We start from the raw sequence: 22,923 nt of genomic DNA on the forward strand, positions 1-22,923 counted from the left end.
ATTTTTTTATGCTCTATTAGTTGGATTTTTGATAGACAAACTCTCCATGAACCATGGTCTTTTCAACTGTAATATCTTTAATTTCCATTGGGTTTACAGTAAAGATATCTCTGTCTAATACGATAAGGTCCGCAACATAGCCTTCTTTCAATCTTCCTTTAAAATCCTCTTTCACTTCATTAAAGGCACTGCCCATGGTATAAGCATCGATGGCATCTTCAATGGACATGCATTCCTTTGGATAAAAGCCTCCTGCTGGATTGCCATCCAATCGCATTCTGGTTACGGCGCAGTATAGATTTGGGAAAGGATTGCAGTTTTCCACAGGAGCATCGCTGCCGAAGCTGATTGGCGTACCAGATTGATACAGGGTATTAAAGGCATAGGAAGTACTTGTTAAATCTTTTCCGATGCGGGACTCTACAATGGTACTATCGTAATCTAAGAAAATCGGCTGGAACAGTACTGGGATATGGAGCCTTGTAATACGATCCAGCTGCTCCTGACTGGTGATCTGACAGTGAACGATACCGTGACGCAGTGAATTTTCTCCATTTTTCATAGTATTTTCATATGCATTGAGCACACTTTCTACGGCGCCATCACCAATGGCATGGGTTACAACTCGAATACCATGCTCAGTAGCCAAGTCACATAGGTCTTGCAACTGCTCATCGCTGAGAGCTGCCACACCTTTTACACCGGGAGCATCTGCATAGTCATTTAACATTAAAGCTGTTCTTGCTCCAAGGGAGCCATCCTTAAATAGTTTTAAAGCACCTCTTGAAAGAAAGTTTTCATCGTAGATTCCTGTTTGGTATTCTGTTTCAATATATTTTTTAAAATATTGGATATCCTGAAAGTTGAATTGATGGCTATATCGTAATTTTAATTTTCTGCTTTTGGAAATCTGATGAATAACATCCACTATTTTTTCATATTCATTACTCATGATATCGCAGGATTGAACGGAAGTTATGCCAACGCTGAGCGCATAGTCCGCAGCTTTTAGAATTTGAGTCTCGATATAGTCCTCATCTTTTGGTGGAAGGATGGAGAGCAATAGCTTAACGGCATTTTCATTAAAGACACCGTTGGGTGTACCATCCCGTCCCAACTCGATGACACCACCGTCTACGGTGGTGTTGGCATCGACATGGAGCATTTCTAGAGCTTTTGTATTTCCTACAGCTACGTGTCCACACACTCTTTCAAAAACCAATGGAATATCCGTTGAGATCTGATCTAAGTCAAAACGGTTCAATAGACGTTTTTCCCCAGTTGTAAAGAAGTCTTGATTCCAGCCCCTGCCTTTTAATACTTCTAAATTCGGATTTCTCTCTAAGAAGGCTTTTCCCAGCGCAATGATATCATCAATGGATGTTGCACCGTTTAGTTCACAGGAGGACATGGCCTCGCCGATGGACATCAGGTGAAGGTGACTATCGTTCAGTCCCGGAATCACAGTTTTCTGCTGCAGATCTACAACTTGGTCCCCGGTGTTTTTAAGAATCTCTTCGTTTGATCCAATTTGTTGAATGATACCATCCTCAATCAAGAGAGCTTCTTTAAAAATCCCTTTTTCTACATAGATCTTACCGTTAAATAAAATTGTTTTCATTCCATCATCTCCTTGGTCATTTATGTTGTCCTATATTTTAATTAAATCGTACGTGCAATTTTTTTCCTATCAAAGTATAGGTAGAATAAGATGCCGATCGCAGGAACGGCCAACCCAATAAGTGAAGTGAAAGGGTCCTCTATCAGGGTGTTGATCATCAATGCAACAAATATAAACGTTGTTAAGATTACGGTTAAAGGATAGGCAATGACTTTGTAAGGTCTTTCTAAATTCGGAAACTTTCTTCGGTAGATAATCACAGAGAATACACTTAAAGTATTGAATAGCATCCCAGAAAATACAACCAATGAGGTCAACTGGTTTAAATCCCTTAACAGTATTAAAGCGATGGAGATTGCGCATTGGAAAAGTAAGGCTGCAGATGGTACTTTATATACGGGGTGAAGCTTCTTAAAGCTTTGAAAGAAGTGACCCTCTTCACTCATGGCGTAATACATTCTTGGAAAAGCAAGAATACAGCCATTTAATGAGCCGAACATGGAAATAATCATTCCCATGGTAACCAATAGGCTTCCGGCTCTTCCCATCAATCTTTCTGCTGCGTAGCTTCCTAAGTAAAATTGATTACTTTCAATAAGACCTTGTATTTCAGAAAACGGTAGAACGCGATACACGGAATAATTGAATAATGTATAGAGTGCTGTGATAGAAGCGATAGAAATGATAATTGCTAAAGGCAGATTTCTCCTTGGGTTCTTCACTTCTTCTGCTACAGTATTTAAATTGGTCCAGCCTTCATATGCCCACAGACTGGCAACCACTGCAAATGCGACCATGCTGACGATGGACCCAAAGCTTGCCGTTGTAGTTTTAGGAACCAGACTTAAGTCGGGAGAAACCTCACCGAAAATGAGACCTAAAATCATAATAATAAAGATTGGAATTAATTTTGCTACCATGGATATGTTTTGTAGCTTCGACCCCATTTTAACACCGAAGTAGTTTACTGCAGTTAAGCCGAGGATTAAAGCGATGGCAGTAAGTTTAATTCCAAGTGGACTCATAGGTACAATGGCACTTAAAGCGCTGGGTAAGGCAATAGCTATAGCCGCAATAGATCCAGGTCCACCGATCAACCAGTTATTAAAACCGCTTAAAAAACCCACCATGGGGGAGAAGGCCTTGTTCAAATATACTGTAGAACCTCCCGCCGCAGGGTCCGAGGCACCGAGCTCAGCATAACAAATACCACCTAATAAGGATACCATACCACCAATAATCCAGCTGAGCAAGGCTAAGCCTAAGCTCATTCCTGTTCTCATTAACACGTAGGACCCTAAATAGAAAATACCGGACCCAACCATGATCCCTCCTAAAATACTAACGCCGCCAAATAGGCTTATTTCTTTTTTAAAACCAGCATCAATCCTTGTCGTTGATTGTTGCGCATTATTCGACATATAGATTCCTCCTTCTAAGATAAGTAAACTTGATGGATGTTAAGGAATTATTCATAACTTCCTATACATTTATTTTATATTTCTATTAAAAATCGATACAAAAAAAGCACCTAACAGAACGCGTCAGATGCTTATATGCGAGTAGCAAAGCTAAAGACAGTCCTCTCTCCCTTCGTGCTCAGTGTGAGATAGCGCAACATCAAAGTACTGAGCTCGTACAATGATGACAGTCCTGTACCTATTCGATACAGACCCAGCAACAGATTTTGGTTTCTGAAGCTTCGGCGGTAGTTCCTTTTCTTATATGTCATTGGCTTCCGACCTTTATATAAGTACTCTTAACAACCGCGCCTCTACCCCACCCGAAAGGATGAGGATTTTTATTGAATTTTGTATATAATATCACGATGCCCAAATATTGTCAACCTGGAATGAAAATTTAGGAGGATGAATTTCTCTAATAAAAAATAATGGATTAGGGCATAGATAAACTAAGCAGTACCTAATAAATTAATGAGGAGCGATCAGTAATATGAGTAAACTTCAAGGAGAAAAACTAGGTTTAAGAGAAAATGAAACAAATCGATTAATTTCCATATATCCCTATGAGGTTAAAGGGACAGATGCTGAAATCGAAAAAAAGGTGAAGGATTGGTTCTATAAACAAGGATGTGCCAATGAAGATGTTCTATTGAATGCTTATGTAGATATCTTAAAGGATCAGGAAATAGATTGATGATTTGTCAGAAGGATTTTATGATTGTGATATTTTGACTAATAAAGGGTCTATAGAAATAAAAAGATTAGTAAAATCTAATAAAGGTAATTTGAATTCCATATAGAATTTTAAGATTAGTTGGAAAATACAGAAAACTACACAGGGGCTATTTACAGTATTTACTAAGTCAACTTGTTATATTACAATAAAACAGGTTGATTTAAATAAAAGCAAGTGGGGGTTTAGATTCAAGTAAAACTAAAAAAAGAGGAGGTTGTTATATGAGTAAGGAGACGACTTTTGAAAAAAACCAGCCGATTAGGGATGGGGACTATATCCCTATGGGTAAGAAGATCATACTGGGAATGCAGCACACCTTTACCATGTTTGGAGCTACAGTTTTAGTTCCGCTGATTACAGGACTAGACATCTCTGTTGCCTTATTTATGGCAGGTATCGGTACATTGTTCTTCCATTTTGTAACAAAGAAAAAAGTGCCAGTGTTTTTAGGTTCTTCCTTTGCATTTATTGCACCGATGCTCATGGTGTCTGAAATGTATGGAATGCAGTTTGTACAGGGTGGTATCGTTGTTGCAGGTTTGACCTATGTCTTATTGGCAGGTTTGGTATATGCCTTTGGGCATGAAAAAATAGTAGAGTATTTTCCGCCCATTGTAACGGGTCCGATCATTATGATCATCGGATTAAAACTTGCACCAACGGCTATTGATATGGCCAGCCAAAACTGGCTCTTGGCGCTGGTAAGCTTGTTGATTGTGGTAGGAATCAGTATCTATGCAAAAGGATTTCTTCAGGTTCTACCGGTTCTATGTGGACTAGTTGGAGGATATGTCTTTGCTGCCGTAACAGGTAACGTAGACTTCACCCCAATCAAAGAGGCTGCATTATTTGGACTTCCTAATTTTACATTCCCTAAATTTAATTTGGAGAGCATTATGATTATTGCTCCGATTGCTGTAGCAACAGTGGTTGAGCATATCGGAAACATACTTGTAGTTGGAACAACTGTAGAAGATGATTATATTAAAACTCCTGGACTGCATCGTACACTGCTTGGTGATGGTATAGCAACATCTCTTTCAGCATTCTTTGGTGGGCCTGCAAACACAACCTATGCAGAGAACACGGGAGTACTTGCTTTAACAAAAATTTACCATCCAGTGATTATGAGAATTGCAGCCTGTTTTGCAATTATTCTAGGTGTTATGCCTAAATTAGGCGCTGTTATCAGCACCATACCAACTTCAATTGTTGGTGGTATTTCCATCGTTTTATTCGGTATGATCGCTTCTGTTGGTGGAAGAAGCTTAGTAGAAAACCAAGTTGACTTTACTTCCTCTAGAAACTTAATTATAGCGGCTGTTATATTCGTAATCGGATTGGGAGGCGCAATATTACCAGTTGAAATTGGTACTGTTAAGTTCACATTAGAAAGTATGGCATTAGCTGCAATTGCAGGCATTCTTTTAAATAAGGTTTTACCAAAAGATTAAATAATATAAAAACCCCACTTTCATAATAACATCCTATTGAGAAATAGGATGTTATTATTTTTGTAGAAAGTTCACAAAGGAATATGTAATATTTTGTAGAATAGAAAAATAAGATCCAATAAAATAGCAATCATGATCATTGATTTTGTGAATATATAACAAATGAGGAGAAATTTAAAATCTTGTTTTAAATTTTAAATGCTCAAATAAAGATTTAACTATAGGGGGAGATACGTTGAATCGATCATTAGGAATCACAGTAAAAGAAATGATTTCATTGAAGGCTTTACAAGGTTCAAAGGTGTTGGCAGGGGAGGCTGGGCTGGATCAGAGAGTTACGCAGGTGAATGTGATGGAGGTGCCCGATATTGTAGATTGGGTGCATATCGGGGAATTTTTACTCACTACGGCTTTTTCTATCAAAGAAGATATCGGTATATTGAAAAAATTGATTCCAAAGCTAAAGGAAAAAGGTGTTGTGGGTATTGGAATCAAAATGAAGCGGTATATCGAAAGGCTGCCAGAGGATATTATACATATTGCAGATATCTATCAATTTCCAATTATCGAGCTGCCCTAGGAGGCTTCCTATACGGACATTATGATGCCTGTCCTTACAGAAGTCATCAGCAGGCAAACCAGCATGCTACTAAAAGTAGAAAAACTCCACGATGAATTGATTGATGTGATGTTAAGAGGTGGTGGATTTAAAGAAATATTAGAAATTATATACGGCACAGTTGGAAATACTGTTGCAATTAGTGATGAAATCTTCAATGTGGTTGTGGCTCACGGTAGTGAAGAAAAAATAAGGTATATTGAAGATAAACTTAAGAACGAAAAATGTACGAATCCTACTCTGAATATAACCATCAGTACAGATGAATTACTGAATCAAGCAGTTAGACGCATATGGATTCCAATCTACGTTGATGAACGGTATTACGGATATTTATCCATATGGGAAGATAATAAAGAACTTACACCCATGGAGATTACTTCTCTAGAATCTTCTATTCCTGTTATTGCACTACATATTCTAAAAAAAATCTCTATATTTGAAATTGAAAGTAGACATAAGGTTGAGTTTTTCGATGATCTATTATCTAAGGATGAAAAGAGGCAACAATTAGCCATTGATCGAGCTTCTTTATTCGACTTTGATAGAAAACTAGGATATTCTGCAATGGTCATTTCAATTAAAAATATCAACAGTTTTGTAAAAGAGACCATTAATAATTCAACGTTTTTGTATCAACTCAACAGCAAGATTATGCACATCATAGAGCGCCTATCGAGAAATGAAGAATGGAAATGTGTTTATGGCAATAAAAGCGATCAAATCATTGTCTTATACGGAACAAATCCCACTAAAAATAATCAGCAAATCAAGAAAGAAATTAAAAATTTTGCAGACAACATTATCATAAATATCGCCAAGGAAATCAGCCAGATTTCTATCGCCATCGGGATCGGCAGATTCAGTAAAGAGCCGAAAAATTTGTGGAAAAGCTACAGCGAAGCTACCCGATGTATTTATAATAAAACAGACTCTCATAAAAGTAGTTCGATACATTTTGATGATCTAGGTATTTATCGTATCTTTCATATAGAAGAGATGGAGGATGAACTGAACCAATTTTATAAAGATACATTGGAGCCTCTTGTAAAATATGATAAAGAAAAAGGATCTGAACTTGTGAAAACTTTACAAATGTTCTTCCAATGTGGTGGCAATTTGAAGAAGGTATCCGAAGAGATGTTCACCCATTACAATACCATTGTCTATCGTATGCAGCGTATTAAGGACATTACAGGAATGAATTTAGAGAATCCGAATGAACGCCTAAATCTTCAGGTTGCTTTTAAAATATTCGAGATGTCCAATGGAAAATAAATACCATATAGTGATTTTGCACAAAAACACAATAAAATATTTAGAGTAAGTATCTAAAGGTAAACCTTCATTTAAAAAGAATTATCTAAATATAATCAAAATAGAGAGTGTTCAAAAAATGGCGTCATATAAGCTGTGCTATAAAATACTTGAAAAGGAAATTAGAAAAATGAAGGCAATATGGATTTGTGCAAGTGCAAAAAAAATAATAGAGGAGAGAAAAGAAGTAATCGGACAGGTTCATTCCGTATTTAGCAGGACCTGCAACATTATTACGGAAGATGATCTTTTGATTCCACTCATATCCAGCCAGATTCCAAATGGTCCTCGGTCTATTTCTTTTAATCTCTCAGAGGAGCGAGATTTACGTTCTTTTCAATTGGTAAGGGGTATGAAGGTGACAATGAATACGCACTCCATAAGAATAGGAAGGGACACTTTTACAATTGATTTATCCGATGCCAAGGTATGGAATCCTGAACCTATGTTTTGCTTTAAGGAGTTGAATGAAGCTAGGGTCTTGAAAAATATAGAATTTCTAAAAGATATATTATTAGAAAAAGGTAATTTCAATGGCATCGCACCGATTTTTCTAGATATCAGCAGGCATTTAAAGCAATGGGACCAACAAGTGGAAGAGAGGCTTCAAACCAACCACTATTGCACGTTTATTTATCCCAAAATTCAGAAATTTATAGCGTTATTAGCAGATGAAAATATAGAAGAAATTGGGTCCCTATCAAAACAGATCATTGGTTTTGGACCTGGGCTCACACCTTCTACCGATGATTTTTTAGCAGGATTGATGGTTTCGATGCTCTACGCATGGCAGTATTACAAACTGAATCTCAGTGAAGCCTATAAAATTAACCAGTGCATCGTCAGTGGAAATGAAAATAGAACAACAAAAGTGAGCGCAGAGATGCTTCAATTCGCCTCCAAGGGTCAGGTTGCGGAGCATATCAGAACGTTAATGGTCAGTATTTTCTCTGAAGATAATGAAAGGGAGTTATTTAAAAATACCTGTACGGTCATTTATACTGGCGGAACATCAGGTTCAGATTTATTAGCGGGAGTATACGTTGGTTTGATACTAACTTTATACTATAGGAAGGAGAGGACGAAGAAAAAATGCATTTAAATGTAGAAGTAAGAAAAAACACTTATTATGACTCAGTGGCGCTGATGCTGATCAGTAAAGAAGTAAGCAAGATGCCAGATATAATTGAGGTTTTGGTTGGAATGGGAACCGATTTAAATAAGGAGCTGGCAGAGAATTTGGGCTTAGCCAATGATGCTGTCAAGGAATTAGGTGTCAATGATTTCTTTATATCGGTTTTAATGAAGAATGAAGATGCATTCCAAAGCGTAATTGATAAGGTCAATGAACTCCTAAATCAGAAAAAAGAATCTTTGAGTGGAGAATATAATCCGCCAACCTTCGATTCCGCAGTAAAGCTTGCACCAGATTCGAACTTGGTTTTAATTTCTCTTCCCGGAGCTTATGCTTTTGGAGAAGCCAAGAAAGCTTTAGAGCGAGGTATGCACGTGATGTTATTTAGTGATAACGTCAGTGTGGAAGAGGAAAAAACCTTAAAGGAACTTGGGAAGGAAATGGGACTTTTAGTGATGGGTCCAGATTGCGGTACCGCGATTATCAATAATGTACCATTGGCCTTTGCCAATGTAATTAAAAAAGGTTCCATTGGAATTGTAGGTGCCTCTGGTACAGGTACCCAAGAGGTCAGTGTTATTATAGATAAGCTTGGCGGTGGCGTTAGTCAAGTCATTGGAACCGGGGGAAGGGATTTAAGCAAAGATATTGGTGGAATTATGATGATGGAAAGCATTAAAGCTTTAAGTCAGGATCCTGAAACCAAGGTGATTGTTCTTATTTCAAAGCCACCAGCAGCAGAAATTGCAGAGAAGGTACTCGCATTGGCAAAGGAAAGTGGAAAGCCTTTCGTTGTAGACTTTATCGGGGGAGACCCCAATACCATAGAGCAATACGGTGGCATTCCTGGATATACCTTAGAGGATACCGCATATAAAGCAGTAGCTCTATCCAAAGGTGAGGAACCAAAGGATATGTTAGGCTTTAACAAATCTGAGGAAGAAATTGAAGCAATGATTGAGAAAGAAATAGGGAAGCTTCAACCGGAACAAAAATATCTGAGAGGTATTTATACAGGAGGAACACTCTGTGACGAGGCCATGAAACTACTATTCGATGAACTGAATGGTATTTACTCCAATATACCGCTAAAGCCAGAGTTTTTATTGAAGGATATTCACCAGAGCCAAGAGCATACTTGCATTGACTTAGGTGACGATATGTTCACTGTTGGAAAAGCCCATCCGATGATAGATCCTTCAGAAAGACTGAAAAGGTTAATGAAAGAAGCGAAGGATGAGAGTGTTGCAGTGATTCTGATGGACTTTGTTCTTGGATACGGCGCCCATAGTGATCCAGTGGGAGAAATGCTACCGGCCATCGAGGATGCTCAGAAGATTTTAAAAGAGCGAGGCAAAGAGATTATTTGGGTTGCGTCAATTTGTGGAACAGAGGGAGATCCACAGAACCTAGAGGAGCAAGGGAAAAAATTGATGGATGCAGGATTCCTATTGATGCCGTCCAATGCACAGGCTGTGAGGCTCGTATCTAGAATATTAAGGAAGATTTCATAGAAGGAGGGATGACTATGATTCACAACTTTTTTGGCAAAGAGGTCAAGGTGATTAATCTAGGCTTAGAATCCTTTGCAAAGGATTTGAAAACGCAGGATATCAAGGTTGTTCATGTGAATTGGCGACCTCCGGCTGGTGGTAATAAAAAAATGATAGAGTTGTTAGCCAAATTGAAAAAATAATAAAATTTTTAGCGAGCCAAAGGAGAGGATGAAATGATTCAAGAAAAAATTGAGAAAGCCAATCAAGAGGCGCTAAGTCGAATTTTAAGTGCCCAGCCGACGATAGTGGGCATTGGTATCGCTGGAGAAATCGTACCTGGAATGACGAAAAAGACGATTTTACATGCAGGTCCTCCAGTGACTTGGGAAAAGATGAGTGGGCCTCTGAGAGGTGCAGTGATCGGTGGCCTAATTTATGAAGGATTAGCAACCAATGAAGAAGAAGCCATCGCCATGGCAGAATCTGGGGAAATCACTTTTGATTCCTGTCACCATCATAATGCGGTAGGACCTATGGCAGGTGTAATGACCTCCTCCATGCCAGTATGGATCGTACAGAATACCACATTTGGAAACTATGCTTACTGCACACTGAACGAAGGGTTAGGAAAAGTACTGAGATACGGTGCATACGGTGAAGAAGTCATCACACGATTAAAATGGATGGAAAATACCTTGGCACCTGTATTAAAAGATGCATTGGCACTATCAGGACCGATTGACTTAAAAACCATGATTGCACAAGTGGTTTTAATGGGGGATGAAGGCCACAACAGAAATAAAGCGGGAACTTCGTTGTTCATCAGAGAAATTGCTCCTTACATTGTTATGACAAAGCATTCGGATAAGGATAAGGCAGATGTGTTGAAGTTTATGCATGGCAACGATCATTTCTTTTTAAATCTAACAATGCCTGCCTGCAAATCTACATTGGACCCAGCGGCAGGAATTGAATATAGCACCATTGTTTATGGCATGGCGAGAAATGGTACAGAATTTGGTATCCGAGTGTCTGGTTTAGGAGATCGATGGTTCACAGCACCAGCAGAAATCATCGATGGATTATATTTCCCAGGCTATAGTGCAGCAGATGCGAACCCAGATATCGGGGATAGTGTTATTACAGAAACCTGTGGTATTGGAGGATTTGCCATGGCAGCTGCACCTGCTATTGTGCAATTTGTAGGCGGAACGCCGGAAGATGCCATGAATTACTCTAGATCTATGTACGAAATTACAGAGACCGAAAATAATACATACAAAATTCCGGTGCTAAACTTTAGAGGTTCTGCTACAGGTGTTGATATTAGAAAAGTTGTTGAAACTACGATTTTACCAATCATCAATACTGGTATTGCTCATAAAGATCCTGGTGTAGGTCAAGTTGGAGCAGGTCTTGTAAGACCGCCAATGAAATGTTTTGAAGATGCTTTAGAGGCTTTTGTAGAACATTATATATAAAAAAATAAAATCTTAAGGAGGAAACAAAAATGAAATTTTGGAACAATGTAAAAATGTATGATTTAACACAGAACACAAGTCACTTAACACCACCGTGGCCAACTTACGAACCATTACAAGTTAAATTCTTTAAGAGACTATCACCAAATGGTGCAAACGGTCAGGTTATTACGGTATCCAACCACGTAGGAACACATTTAGACGGACCCCTTCACTTTGATACAGCAGGTAGAGATATTGCATCCTTAGAATTAGAGAAATTAGTAGGACCTGGCGTTGTTGTAGATTTATCCGATATATCCGAGGATTTCAGTATCTATACTCCACAGGATATCATGGACAGAGTAGAGGTTAAAAAAGGTGATATCTTAATTATTAACACTGGATACCATAAGTATGGATGGGATCAACCCGAAGCCGATGAAAGAAGATACATGTTAAGACACCCTGGTCCATCTCTAGATTTTATGGATTGGGTTAAGGAAATGGAAATAAGATGGATTGGCGTTGACTGTGGTTCTGCAGACCACCCGATGAATACAAAGATTCGAGATTGGGAGCCAGGTGAGGCAAAACGCTGCGATGCATATATGAGAGAAAAATATGGCAAAGGCCTAGAAGAGATGTATCCATGGCCAGATGTATACCAAGCAATGCATATCCACGTGTTCCCAAAACCACATGAGATTATCCATGCGGAAAACTTAGGCGGACAAATTGATGAAGTATTGAATAAGAGAGTGATTGTTGGATGCTTCCCTTGGAAATTCCAGGGCGGAGAATCTGCATTCTGTAGAATCGTTGCATTTGAAGAGCAAGAATAATGAAGTGAATCCATTGAATAATTGCCCGATTAATTCGGGCTCTTATTCAACTAAAGGTAAAATAAATAACAATGGGAGGTTATGCTATGAAGGAGCATATAGCGGCCTGTGTACAAATCGCAGTAGAGCCAAATAATATTCAATATAATATCGATAAATGTTTTCATTGGTTAGAGAAGGCAGTGAAAGAGTACGAGGCAGAGCTTGTAGTGTTTCCTGAATCGATTACAACTGGATTTGCCCCAAATATGCCGGTGGAAGAATTTTATGAAATGCTTCAACCAATTCCTGGTGGGCATACAGAAAAAATTCAAAAGCTTGCTAAGGAACTCGGTGTACACGTTGTATTGCCTCTTTATGAACGTGGTGAAGAAAAAAATATTGTTTTAAATAGTTCTGTTTTGATTGACGATAAGGGCGAAATTTTGGCAAATTATCGAAAGACCCATCCATTCCCAACGGAGCGTTTGGGCGGTGGTGGTTGGACCACACCAGGGAACAGCACCGTTGTTGTTGAAACAAAGCTGGGAAAAATCGGGATGATTGTTTGCTACGATGGAGACTTTCCAGAGCTATCGAGAGTATTGGCTTTAAAAGGAGCAGAGATTATCACGAGACCATCGGCATTGATGAGAAGCTTTGAGATTTGGGAAGTGGTAAATAAAGCAAGAGCTTACGACAACCACGTGTATCTTCTGGCACCAAATGCAGTAGGTCCAGATGCAGGAGGAAACTATTATTTTGGTCATAGTATGATTGTCAGCCCTATCGCTCAAACCTTAGCTTTAGGAAGAGGTGCAGAAGAAATCATTGCAGCGAAGCTGGATCCAGATCCGATTAAGAACATCAGCTATGGTACAAAATCTCCAATGCTATTCGATCACCTTGAAGATCGAAATGTAAAATCATACGAAGGAATATTGATGGAAGGGCGAAGCAGCTTTGAACCTGCCAGAAGAATTCCATATAAATAAGATCAAAGATTACAGTGAAAAGTCTCAATCTTCCGATTTTTCTAAGTGCATAGAGATGAAAGGTGGGATAAAATGCATCAGGCATTGGAAGGAATCAAGGTATTGGATCTAACGAGGGTATTGGCTGGTCCCTATGCAACGATGATAATGGCGGATCTAGGAGCCGATGTTATCAAAATAGAAATGCCCAAGACTGGAGATGACTCTAGGGAGTTCGGTCCCTTTGTTGGCGAAGAAAGTGCGTATTTTATGAGCTTGAATAGGAATAAAAGAAGTATGACATTGAATTTGAAATCAGAACCTGCTAAGGAGCTATTCTTAGAGATGGTGAAAGAAGCTGACGTTGTAGTAGAAAATTTCAGACCAGGAACCATGGAAAAATTAGGTCTGGGTTATGAAGACTTAAAAAAGATCAATCCAAGGATCATCTATGCAGCTTCCTCCGGATTTGGACACACAGGCCCTTACAGCAATCGTGCTGCATATGATGGCGTCGTTCAAGCGATGGGTGGTATTATGAGTATTACGGGTGAGCTTGGCGGAAAGCCCACAAGGGTAGGCCCTTCCATTGGGGATATTGCAGCAGGAATGTTTGCTGCCATCGGAATATTAGCGGCCCTTCAATATCGAAATCAATCGGGAATCGGACAAAAAGTAGATGTAGCAATGCTGGACTGTCAGGTAGCTATATTGGAAAATGCTATTTCTAGATATGTGGTTACTGGCGATGTACCGAAACCAGCAGGAAATAAACACTCCTCCATCGTTCCATTTGAACCGTTCGATACCAGTGATGGAGAGATTATGATAGCAGCAGGAAACGATGCACTTTGGCTGAAATTCTGCCAAGCAATGGGAAAAGAAGAATTGGCTGAGGATGCATCCTTTAAAACCAATGCACTTCGAAACAACAACTACAATGCACTGCGTCCGAAAATAGCAGAAGTCATTGAAAGAAAAACTACTGCTCAATGGCAGGAGATTTTAGATAGAGCAGGGGTGCCCAATGGACCGATCAACACAGTGGATAAGGTGATAGAAGACCCACAGGTCATAGCGCGAGAAATGATTGTTGAAGTAGATCATCCTGTAGCTGGAAAGCTGAAGATGCCAGGTGTTCCAATCAAGTTAAGTGAAACACCAGGAAGCATTAGAAGACCAGCACCACTCCTTGGACAGCATACGGATGAAATTTTGAAGGAAATTCTAAACTTATCTGGGGAGAAAATTGAAGAACTGAAGAATCAAAATATATTTTAGTAAATGAAAGTTGTCTAGTAGAATACGGACTTATGATGTGAATGTATAATAACCAAACAAGGAGGTTCGTTATGTTAAGTAAATTCGATTACGTAAAACCGCAAACCCTTGAAGAAGCCCTAGATTATTTAAACCAAAATTCCGATACTAAGATTTTAGCTGGTGGAACGGATTTAATGGTATTATTGCGTCGGAATATCGAAAACTGTGCGCACATATTAGATATTAAGGGAATCCCAGAAATGAAAAAGCTAGAATACGTTGAAGGAGAAGGTCTGTTCATAGGAAGTGCAGTTACAGTGAACCAAATTATTGAACTGGACCTAATTCGCCAAAAATATCCTGCATTAGCCGAGGCAGCAGACTCCTTGGCTTCTTATCAGCTACGAAATCGTGCTACATTGGTAGGCAATATCTGCAATGCATCCCCAGGTGCTGATTTATCTGCGCCACTTTTGGTATACAATGGGAAGGTTCATATTGCTAGTTCTGAAGGAAGTCGTACAATTGACATTGATAAATTTTTCACTGGTGTAAAGAAAACAGTGCTTCAAAAGAATGAAATCGTAACAGGCATATCATTACCAGATGTTAAGGAGAAAGATTGCAGTATCTATTTAAAGCAGGCACGGATTAAAGGGCATGATTTAGGGATTTGCGGCGTTGCTGTTCGGATGGTATCGAATAAGGATGTATTCATCGCTATGTCAGCTGTAGCACCGACCCCCATAAGGCTGACAAAACTAGAGGAACTAATTGCTCAAAAGGAATTAACGCCGGAAACGGCGACTTGGGCTGGACAAGAGGTACTTCGTTATATTAGCCCAATTTCAGATGTTCGATCTTCTGCAGAATATCGCCTGCACATATCTGGCGTACTGGTAAAACGAGGATTAATGAAGCTGATGGAAAAGGGGGTTCATTAGTATGTGCGAAAAACATAATAAAGGGAATTGCTTTGAGTATGTAAACTCTGGTAAACCAGCTGTAGAAATCAATTGCGTCGTAAATGGAGAGCAGATTCATGCAATGGTAGATCCTACCATGACCTTATTAAATTTTTTAAACAAGGAGCTAAAGCTGTTTGGTACGAAAGAGGGATGCGGTGAAGGTGAATGTGGTGCTTGTACCATCATCATGAACGGAAAGACTGTAAACTCTTGTTTAGTATTAGCAGTTGAGGCAGATGATACAGATATCCTTACAGTAGAAGGACTGGGCGAGGGCAATAAAATCTCCATCCTCCAAGAAGAATTCATTGAGCACGATGCACTGCAATGTGGTTTCTGTACACCTGGTATGCTGATGTCAGCACGAGAATTATTGAACAGACAGCCGAATCCAAGTGAAGAAGAAATAAAGGAAGCCTTGGCAGGAAATTTCTGTCGATGCACAGGATATACTCCAATTATTGCTGCCGTCCAATCCGCAGCAAAAAGGGAAAGAGAGGGGTTGAAATAATGGATAAAAAACAGTATAAGCATGTTGGTAAGTCTTATTCAAGAAAAGAAGCTGGAGAAAAAGTAACGGGTCAAGCACTCTACACTCACGACCTAGAATTTCCAGGAATGCTTTATGCAAAATGCTTACATTCCCCTTATGCTCGTGCCAAAATAGTGTCCATTGATATATCTCAAGCAAAGGCTCTTCCTGGAGTAAAGGCAGTTCTTGTAGGAGAAGATGCGCCTTACGTAGTGGGTTTATATATGATTGATAAACGGATCATTGCAAGAGATGAAGTACGGTATCAAGGTGAAGTCGTTGCGGCAGTAGCAGCTGTTGACGAAAAAACAGCAGAGAGGGCCATCTCTCTAATTAAAGTTGAGTATGAGGAATTGCCAGCAGTCCATACGATTGATGAAGCCTTAGAGGCTAAGATTTTAGTTCATGATGATATTAATGAGCTGGATTATATGAAGGGTGTGTTTTTCCCACAGCCGGATTCTAATATAGCAAGCTGGAATAAAGCGAAAAAAGGGGATATCCAAAAGGGCTTTGAGGAAGCAGATTATATCATAGAAAATGAAATGAGCTTGCCTGCTGTAGGGCACGTTCCTATGGAAACCCACGTAGCCATTGCACAGGCAGATCCTTATTCTAATAAAGTCAAAATATGGTCCTCTGCTCAATCTCCTTTTGCGTGTAGACAACTATTAGCCAAAGCACTGAATCTTCCAATTGGAGATATACAGGTAATTGTACCTTATGTTGGTGGTGGTTTTGGTGGTAAAGCAGGAATTCATTTAGAGCCATTGGTGACGTTACTATCCAAAGCTGCGAAAGGCCGCCCAGTAAAGTTAACTTCTTCTCGGGAGGAAGAGTTCAATCAGCTGCCAACCCGTGCCGGAATGAGAGGAAGAATAAAAACTGGTGTAAAAAAAGATGGAACAATTACAGCAATTGAAGTGAACTATGATTGGGATAGTGGTGCCTATGCAGACTACGGTGTAAACGTAGGGAAGGCAGCCGTTTATTCTGGAATTGGTCCATATATTGTTCCAAATGTGGAGTTAAATTCTCGCACGCTATATACCAATAAAGTTTTTAGTACGGCATACCGTGGCTTCGGTCACTTAGAAACCCACTGGACCATTGAAAGACAGATGGACATCATCGCTCAAAAATTGAACATGGACCCATATGAGCTTCGCATGAAAAATTTATTGCGTCCAGGAGAACGTACATTAAGTGGTGAGCTGATTTATGAAACATCGGGAAGTCCTATGGATTGCTTAAATGCAGTGGTGAAAGAAATCGGATGGACAGGACGGCAAACGGCGGAAGAAAGAGAACGACAGTATCAAACAGGTAAGGTTCGAGGAAAAGGCTTTGCTATGTTACAGAAAGCACCGGCTATGCCGAGCTATACCTCCACAGCTGCAATTATGCAAATGGACGAAGATGGTCGTGTGAAAATTATGATAGGGGCAATTGATATGGGGCAGGGTGCCAACACGATTATGGCCCAAATTGCTGCGGAAGTTTTAGATATACCGATAGAAAAGATTGAAGTTGTATGGGAAAATGATACCCATAAAAATCCTTATGACTGGAATACCGTTGCTTCAAAATACACATTCATGGGTGGAAATGCAGTAAGGAAAGCTGCATCCAACATGGTAAATCAAATGAAGCAGTTGGCAGCTCAGGCTATAAGATGTCATGTGGATGAATTGACCCATAGCAATGGATATATCCATCACGTACACCATACCCATAAACGAATTGCATATAAAGATCTATCCAGAGGTTATGTATATGAAAATGGTACGGGGATCGGTGGACCACTCATTGCCCATGGTGTTTATATGGCAGATGGACTAACAAATCTTGACCCTGAAACCGGTGCAGGTTCACCAGCTTTAGTTTGGACTTTTGGCGCTCATGGCGTAGAAGTAGAAGTGGATGTAGAGACTGGTGCCGTTGAAATTATAAAAATCGCATCTGCTTTTGATATTGGTCAGGTAATCAATAAGAAACTAGTAGATGGTCAAGTACTGGGCGGTGTTCTACAAGGAATAGGTTCTGCATTGATTGAAGGATATAAATTTGATGCCAAAGGAAAACTGTTAAACCCTTCCTTTACGGATAATAAAATACCGACAGCAAAAGATATACCTTTTGAAATGGTACCAATTTACATTGAAAATCCACAGACCGATGGTCCTTTTGGCGCTCGTGGTATAGGAGAGCATCCGATGATTTCAGTACCATCTGCAATTGGAAATGCTTTATACGATGCATTGGGCATAAACTTCCACAGACTACCGCTATCACCGGAAAATGTAGCACTCAGCATAGCGAAAAATAGATCCTCATTGAATAATAGAGAGATTTAGTGTGAATCATTAATAAGAATACAACACAATTATATTTGAAGAATATGTAATAGCTCATCGAAAAAGCGCGTAGCGTTATGCATATACAGAATTATAATTGTGTGTATTTTTATTAAATATGTCAAAGATTTTAATTGAAAATGACCATAGAAAGGTGGTAATCTAATGGTAAGAGCTTCAACAAATAATCAAAGAGCGCCCTTGAGAAATGAACTGGCACTGATCTTGTTAGCAGGAGGCTACTCATCTCGAATGAAAGCTTTTAAACCTTTATTACCCCTGGGAGATTCTACGGTCATAGAAACTGCGATTGATACATTTTTATATGCAGGAATTAAAAATATCATTGTAGTGATTGGATATCAAGCAGAAAAATTAAAACCCATATTGAACAAAAAAGGGATCCAGTGGGTTTATAATGAAAGATATAGCGAAGGCATGTATTCTTCTATACTTGCAGGGATCAGCGCTTTACCAACTGATGTGAAAGGATTTTTTTTACTGCCATCGGATATGCCTTTGATTAAAAGACAGACTATTGAAAAAATTTGCGAGGCGTACTCGGTAACCAACGCAGACCTCCTATATCCTGTCTTTAGGGGGAGGCGGGGCCATCCCCCTTTGATATCCGCCAGTTTATTTACAGAGCTATTGATGTACGATGGATCTAAAGGACTAAAAGGAATCCTTGCCAAATACCGAGAGCATGCACTCCATATTGAGGTTGAAGATGAAGGCATCCATTTAGATATGGATACCTATGAGGAATATGTAGAGATTTATGAAAAGGCGAAAGGATACTTCTACAGCTATGGGGAAAAAGCTTTAGAGATATACAATGGTTGAACCTTTCACTAATACATAGGAGGAAAGCGGATGACATATTTTAGAGAAATCGTATTGTGCATTCTAGCATTTATTGCAGGAGCCATCAGTTCATTTATATTCGTGAGGAATATCCATAAAAAAATGTTGGAAGAAATTAAGTTTGCAATTCATGAATACAGCAAAGGGAATATGTTATATCGAATTGATTTAAATAAAATAAAGAATAAAAATACGAGCATGTTGAATTCCCTTGAAACTTTGAAAAACCTATTAAAAGACTGGATTTTTCAATTTATTAGATCCTCTACAGTCATTGTGTCCTCTACAAATGAAGTAAAAGTAGACGCGGAGGGATCTTTAGCGGCAATGAATGGTTTAAGCGATAGCGTTGAAGCCTTTGCTGCGGGGGTACAGGGGGTAAACAATGAAATTCTAAACTTTACAGCTTTATCGCAGCAGCTCACAGTTAGCATTACAGAGGTAGCTAGTATCAGTGAACGCATGAATAAGGAAGCAAACATTACTAGAGAAACTGTAAACAGTGGCACAAAAGCTATAGAGAATGCAATGAAGTCTATTGAAGCAATCAGTCAATCGTTACAGAACTCAGGAAATGAGATTCGGGTATTGAGTGGGTTGATGAATGAGGTTCAAGGAATTGCAGGAAAAATTAATGCTATTGCATATCAAATCAATCTTTTATCCTTGAATGCATCCATTGAGGCAGCCAGAGCGGGAGAACATGGCAAGGGGTTTGCCGTAGTAGCAGAGGAAGTTGGAAAGTTAGCGGACGAAAGTGCATATGCGGCTACAGAAATTAGCGGAATTATAAATAATATTATTGGGCAGGTAGAAAGCACATTAACCAATGTGGAACACGGTATCCACCAAGGGGAACAAAGTGAGAAAATAACTGCCAACGCTCGGATACATCTTCAAGAAATAACAGAATCCATGGATAAAATCGTTAACTCTATTAATAATATTACAGAAAGCATCGGAGAAAATGCCAGAGCAACAGAGGATATGGCAGAAAATATGGAAAAGATAGCCGCATTCTCTCAAGAAACTATGTCCACCATTGATGAGATCGAACATATGATGGATTCGCAGAAACGGTTTATTAAAGCTAGTTTTGATAATATCAATGAATTAGATGAGGTCAGTACCAAGTTAAATAAATTCAGTAGTACCTTTGATCGGATGTTGGGGGAATATCTTATCAAACAAAGTGAAGAATTGGCAGAGCATGTGGTGAAAAACGGAATTAACCAAAAGTCGATCAAAGAATTTGCCTTAAAAACAGGAGGCGTCAATTTTTGCATCAGTGATGGTGACGGTTTAATGCAGTACTCCTCTGATGACTCGATCATCGGCTTTCGATTGCCAGAGGATCAGAATAGTCAAGCATATGAGTTTAGGAAAATTCTAAAGGATCCTTCTTTAAAAGTAGTACAACCAATGAAAAAGAGGGATGTGGATTCAAAATATTATAAATTTGTAGGCATCGCTAGAAAAGATAGCTTAGGCGTTGTGCAAGCCGCTTTAGCTTTAGATGATTTAGAAAGACTCAATATGTAGAAAAATACCTATAAAAAAGTACGATCTTTGAAAGTCGTACTTTTTTTATATTATTTATAATAAGTGCTCCAATAATATTTTTGCGCCCATAGTAATTAAAATGACACCACCGGCAATTTCTGCTTTAGATTTATACTTCATCCCGAATACTGTTCCTATTTTAACACCGATAATCGATAGGATAAATGTTATCGCACCAATGATACCGATTGCAGGAGCAATCTTCACCTTTAAAAATGCAAAGGTTACACCGACAGCTAATGCATCAATGCTTGTTGCTAAGGCTAGAAGTGTCATGTTTTTCATGCCAAAGGAACTGTCTGAGTAGTCTACATCGCAGCTACAATCATCTTCTCTAGACTCTCTAATCATATTGATGCCAATAATTGATAATAAAATGAAAGCAATCCAATGATCGATGGAAGAGATGCTTTCGTTAAACTGTGTCCCCAGGATATAACCGATGAGAGGCATAATTGCCTGAAAACCGCCAAAGAAAATTCCTACGATGATGGTATTTTTCAGAGCATTCTTCTTCATACAAAGTCCTTTACAGATGGCTGCTGCAAATGCATCCATAGATAAAGCAACAGCAATAAATGTTAGTTCAATAAGTCCCATTGGTATCCTCCTGATTTTTTAATCAAATAGCTCAGCTATTAATAAAACTTCAAATATTGTAACAAACAAGATTATACTATAGTTTGGATCGGAAGACAAGGATGCTAACTGCGGTTCGCTTTTGCAAAAAAGACGCTCAAATCCCATATTCAAAGAGGAAGGATTTGGTTTTTAAATTTTATTATGTTATAATATTTAGTGTGTCTAATTATTACATAAAGGAAGATTGATAATATGGATAGTAAGAAGGAGCATACTGCTAAAAATAATAGAATAGAGAAATGGTTAAAGGATCCGATTAGAGCAGATGTGATTGATATTGCTTGGCCTGTTCTAGTTGAACTTCTTCTAAGCTCCCTGTTTGGTATGGTGGATATGATTATGCTTGGTAGAATTGCAGACAGTGCTTTAGCAGCAGCTTCTATGGCAGCCGTAGGTATTACGAACCAGCCCTTATTTATAGGATTATCCCTTGTGCAGGCTCTCAATGTAGGGGCTACAGCAATGATCGCTCGATATCTAGGCTCTAATCGAAGAGATCGGATTGAAAATACTTTAAAGCATGTTACTTTACTGAGTCTTGTAATGCTTGCAATTCCAATTTCATTATTTGGACTTATTTTTTCAGATGCTATTATGACATTTATGGGTGCCCAAGCGGACACGCTACAGGCAGGAAGCGCATACTTTAAAATTGTTATGATTGGATTTATCTTTCAGTCATTGAATATGTCCATATCTGCAGCCCTTAGAGGTATTGGTGAAACAAAGGTGCCAATGAAGATCAATATTAGAGTGAACTTTTTAAATATATTTGGCAATGCAGTCCTCATTTATGGACTTTTTGGTTTTCCTAAATTGGGTGTTACAGGAGCTGGGCTTTCTACAACCTTAGCGAATGCAATCGCAAGTGTATTCTTATTGAAATACATTGTGAAGGGCAATGATGTTATTCAATTAAATCTTAAAACACGATTTAAATTTGATAAGGATATTATATATAACCTAGTGAAAATAGGTGTTCCTGCATCCATAGAGCAATTGGTTTTAAGAACCGGAGTTCTTTTGTTTGCAAAAATAGTTGCTGGGCTTGGAACTGTAACCTATGCGGCACATCAAATTGCCCTTAGCATACTGGGACTTTCCTTTCAACCAGGGCAGGCTTTTGGAATTGCTGCATCTTCTTTGGTAGGGAGGGCATTGGGTACCAATGAGCTGGATTTGTCAGAAGATTATGCAAAGGAAACGAGGAGAATTGGCTCCATGATCTCTACCTTTATGGCACTGATACTATTCTTTCTTGGGCCGCAGCTCGTAAGCTTATATTCATCGGATCCTGAGATTATAAAAAGTGCATCGTTGGCATTAAAAATAATTGCCTTGGTTCAACCGTTTCAATCTTCCCAATTAATACTAGCCGGTGGATTGAGAGGGGCAGGGGATACTTTCTGGCCTTTGTTATCGACCTTTATTGGTGTTCTCCTCATTCGGGTTGCGCTGGCATATGTATTTGTCAACACTTTAGGATACGGATTGGCAGGGGCATGGGTGGCTGTATTTGTGGATCAATTTGTAAGATGGTTTTTTGTATATATTCGATTTAGAACTGGAAAGTGGAAGTATACGAAGCTAAGATAATTACACAACGTAAGATATTAAAGAAAATCCTAAAAT

The 22,923-nt window shown here is 38.9% G+C and carries 20 protein-coding genes and 1 riboswitch; of the genes, 17 read left to right on the forward strand and 3 right to left on the reverse strand.

The window, feature by feature from the left end; translation table 11 throughout:
* Positions 1–16: 16 nt before the first annotated feature.
* A complete protein-coding gene (locus CLOS_RS04470) occupies positions 17–1,621 on the reverse strand; it encodes an amidohydrolase (RefSeq protein ID WP_012158725.1) in 1,605 nt (534 codons plus the stop codon).
* Between the two features lie 41 nt (positions 1,622–1,662).
* Positions 1,663–3,042: an APC family permease gene (locus CLOS_RS04475; protein WP_012158726.1), complete on the reverse strand. Its 1,380-nt coding sequence runs from the start codon at positions 3,040–3,042 to the stop codon at positions 1,663–1,665.
* 181 nt (positions 3,043–3,223) lie between these two features.
* A riboswitch (Lysine riboswitch) is annotated at positions 3,224–3,406 on the reverse strand.
* 168 nt (positions 3,407–3,574) lie between these two features.
* Here CLOS_RS04475 and CLOS_RS04480 point away from each other — a divergent pair.
* The 16 genes from CLOS_RS04480 (at position 3,575) to CLOS_RS04550 (ending at position 20,628) form a co-directional block, all read left to right on the forward strand.
* Positions 3,575–3,778: a hypothetical protein gene (locus CLOS_RS04480; RefSeq protein WP_012158727.1), complete on the forward strand. Its 204-nt coding sequence runs from the start codon at positions 3,575–3,577 to the stop codon at positions 3,776–3,778.
* A 263-nt stretch (positions 3,779–4,041) separates the two neighbouring features.
* Complete coding sequence (locus CLOS_RS04485; protein WP_012158728.1) at positions 4,042–5,274, forward strand: uracil-xanthine permease family protein; 1,233 nt, start codon at positions 4,042–4,044, stop codon at positions 5,272–5,274.
* A gap of 235 nt (positions 5,275–5,509) precedes the next feature.
* Positions 5,510–5,854: a PucR family transcriptional regulator ligand-binding domain-containing protein gene (locus CLOS_RS04490; RefSeq protein ID WP_041718989.1), complete on the forward strand. Its 345-nt coding sequence runs from the start codon at positions 5,510–5,512 to the stop codon at positions 5,852–5,854.
* A 21-nt stretch (positions 5,855–5,875) separates the two neighbouring features.
* On the forward strand, positions 5,876–7,171 hold the full coding sequence (locus tag CLOS_RS04495) for a PucR family transcriptional regulator (protein WP_083757125.1): 1,296 nt from the start codon (positions 5,876–5,878) through the stop codon (positions 7,169–7,171).
* Positions 7,172–7,289: 118 nt separating this feature from the next.
* Complete coding sequence (locus CLOS_RS04500; RefSeq protein ID WP_083757126.1) at positions 7,290–8,312, forward strand: DUF2877 domain-containing protein; 1,023 nt, start codon at positions 7,290–7,292, stop codon at positions 8,310–8,312.
* Positions 8,303–9,859, forward strand: a complete 1,557-nt coding sequence (fdrA, locus tag CLOS_RS04505) for an acyl-CoA synthetase FdrA (RefSeq protein ID WP_012158730.1) — start codon at positions 8,303–8,305, stop codon at positions 9,857–9,859. The genes CLOS_RS04500 and fdrA overlap by 10 nt, the downstream gene beginning before the upstream one ends.
* 14 nt (positions 9,860–9,873) lie before the next feature.
* On the forward strand, positions 9,874–10,041 hold the full coding sequence (locus CLOS_RS15825) for a hypothetical protein (RefSeq protein WP_012158731.1): 168 nt from the start codon (positions 9,874–9,876) through the stop codon (positions 10,039–10,041).
* A gap of 33 nt (positions 10,042–10,074) precedes the next feature.
* Positions 10,075–11,322, forward strand: coding sequence for a YlbE family protein (locus tag CLOS_RS04510; RefSeq protein ID WP_012158732.1), 1,248 nt, complete (start codon positions 10,075–10,077; stop codon positions 11,320–11,322).
* A gap of 29 nt (positions 11,323–11,351) precedes the next feature.
* Entirely contained in the window at positions 11,352–12,146 is a 795-nt protein-coding gene (locus CLOS_RS04515) for a cyclase family protein (protein ID WP_012158733.1), read from the forward strand.
* An 86-nt stretch (positions 12,147–12,232) separates the two neighbouring features.
* A complete protein-coding gene (locus tag CLOS_RS04520; protein WP_012158734.1) occupies positions 12,233–13,120 on the forward strand; it encodes a carbon-nitrogen hydrolase family protein in 888 nt (295 codons plus the stop codon).
* Between the two features lie 72 nt (positions 13,121–13,192).
* Positions 13,193–14,380, forward strand: a complete 1,188-nt coding sequence (locus CLOS_RS04525; protein WP_012158735.1) for a CaiB/BaiF CoA transferase family protein — start codon at positions 13,193–13,195, stop codon at positions 14,378–14,380.
* 71 nt (positions 14,381–14,451) lie between these two features.
* Positions 14,452–15,306: an FAD binding domain-containing protein gene (locus tag CLOS_RS04530; protein WP_012158736.1), complete on the forward strand. Its 855-nt coding sequence runs from the start codon at positions 14,452–14,454 to the stop codon at positions 15,304–15,306.
* 1 nt (position 15,307) lies between these two features.
* On the forward strand, positions 15,308–15,841 hold the full coding sequence (locus CLOS_RS04535; protein WP_012158737.1) for a (2Fe-2S)-binding protein: 534 nt from the start codon (positions 15,308–15,310) through the stop codon (positions 15,839–15,841).
* Entirely contained in the window at positions 15,841–18,219 is a 2,379-nt protein-coding gene (locus CLOS_RS04540) for a xanthine dehydrogenase family protein molybdopterin-binding subunit (RefSeq protein ID WP_012158738.1), read from the forward strand. Before CLOS_RS04535 ends, CLOS_RS04540 begins: the two co-directional genes overlap by 1 nt.
* Positions 18,220–18,384: 165 nt before the next feature.
* Positions 18,385–19,065, forward strand: coding sequence for a nucleotidyltransferase family protein (locus CLOS_RS04545; protein ID WP_012158739.1), 681 nt, complete (start codon positions 18,385–18,387; stop codon positions 19,063–19,065).
* Positions 19,066–19,095: 30 nt separating this feature from the next.
* Positions 19,096–20,628, forward strand: coding sequence for a methyl-accepting chemotaxis protein (locus CLOS_RS04550; RefSeq protein WP_012158740.1), 1,533 nt, complete (start codon positions 19,096–19,098; stop codon positions 20,626–20,628).
* Between the two features lie 54 nt (positions 20,629–20,682).
* On the opposite strand, the gene CLOS_RS04555 is transcribed toward CLOS_RS04550, so the two are convergent.
* Complete coding sequence (locus tag CLOS_RS04555) at positions 20,683–21,249, reverse strand: manganese efflux pump MntP (RefSeq protein ID WP_012158741.1); 567 nt, start codon at positions 21,247–21,249, stop codon at positions 20,683–20,685.
* A 234-nt stretch (positions 21,250–21,483) separates the two neighbouring features.
* Here CLOS_RS04555 and CLOS_RS04560 point away from each other — a divergent pair, with 234 nt between their 5' ends.
* Positions 21,484–22,887 (forward strand): MATE family efflux transporter, encoded by a 1,404-nt coding sequence (locus tag CLOS_RS04560; protein ID WP_012158742.1) that lies wholly within the window; start codon positions 21,484–21,486, stop codon positions 22,885–22,887.
* The last annotated feature ends 36 nt before the right edge of the window (positions 22,888–22,923 follow it).

Origin of the sequence: Alkaliphilus oremlandii OhILAs (assembly GCF_000018325.1) — a bacterium.
GTDB lineage: Bacteria > Bacillota > Clostridia > Peptostreptococcales > Natronincolaceae > Alkaliphilus_B > Alkaliphilus_B oremlandii.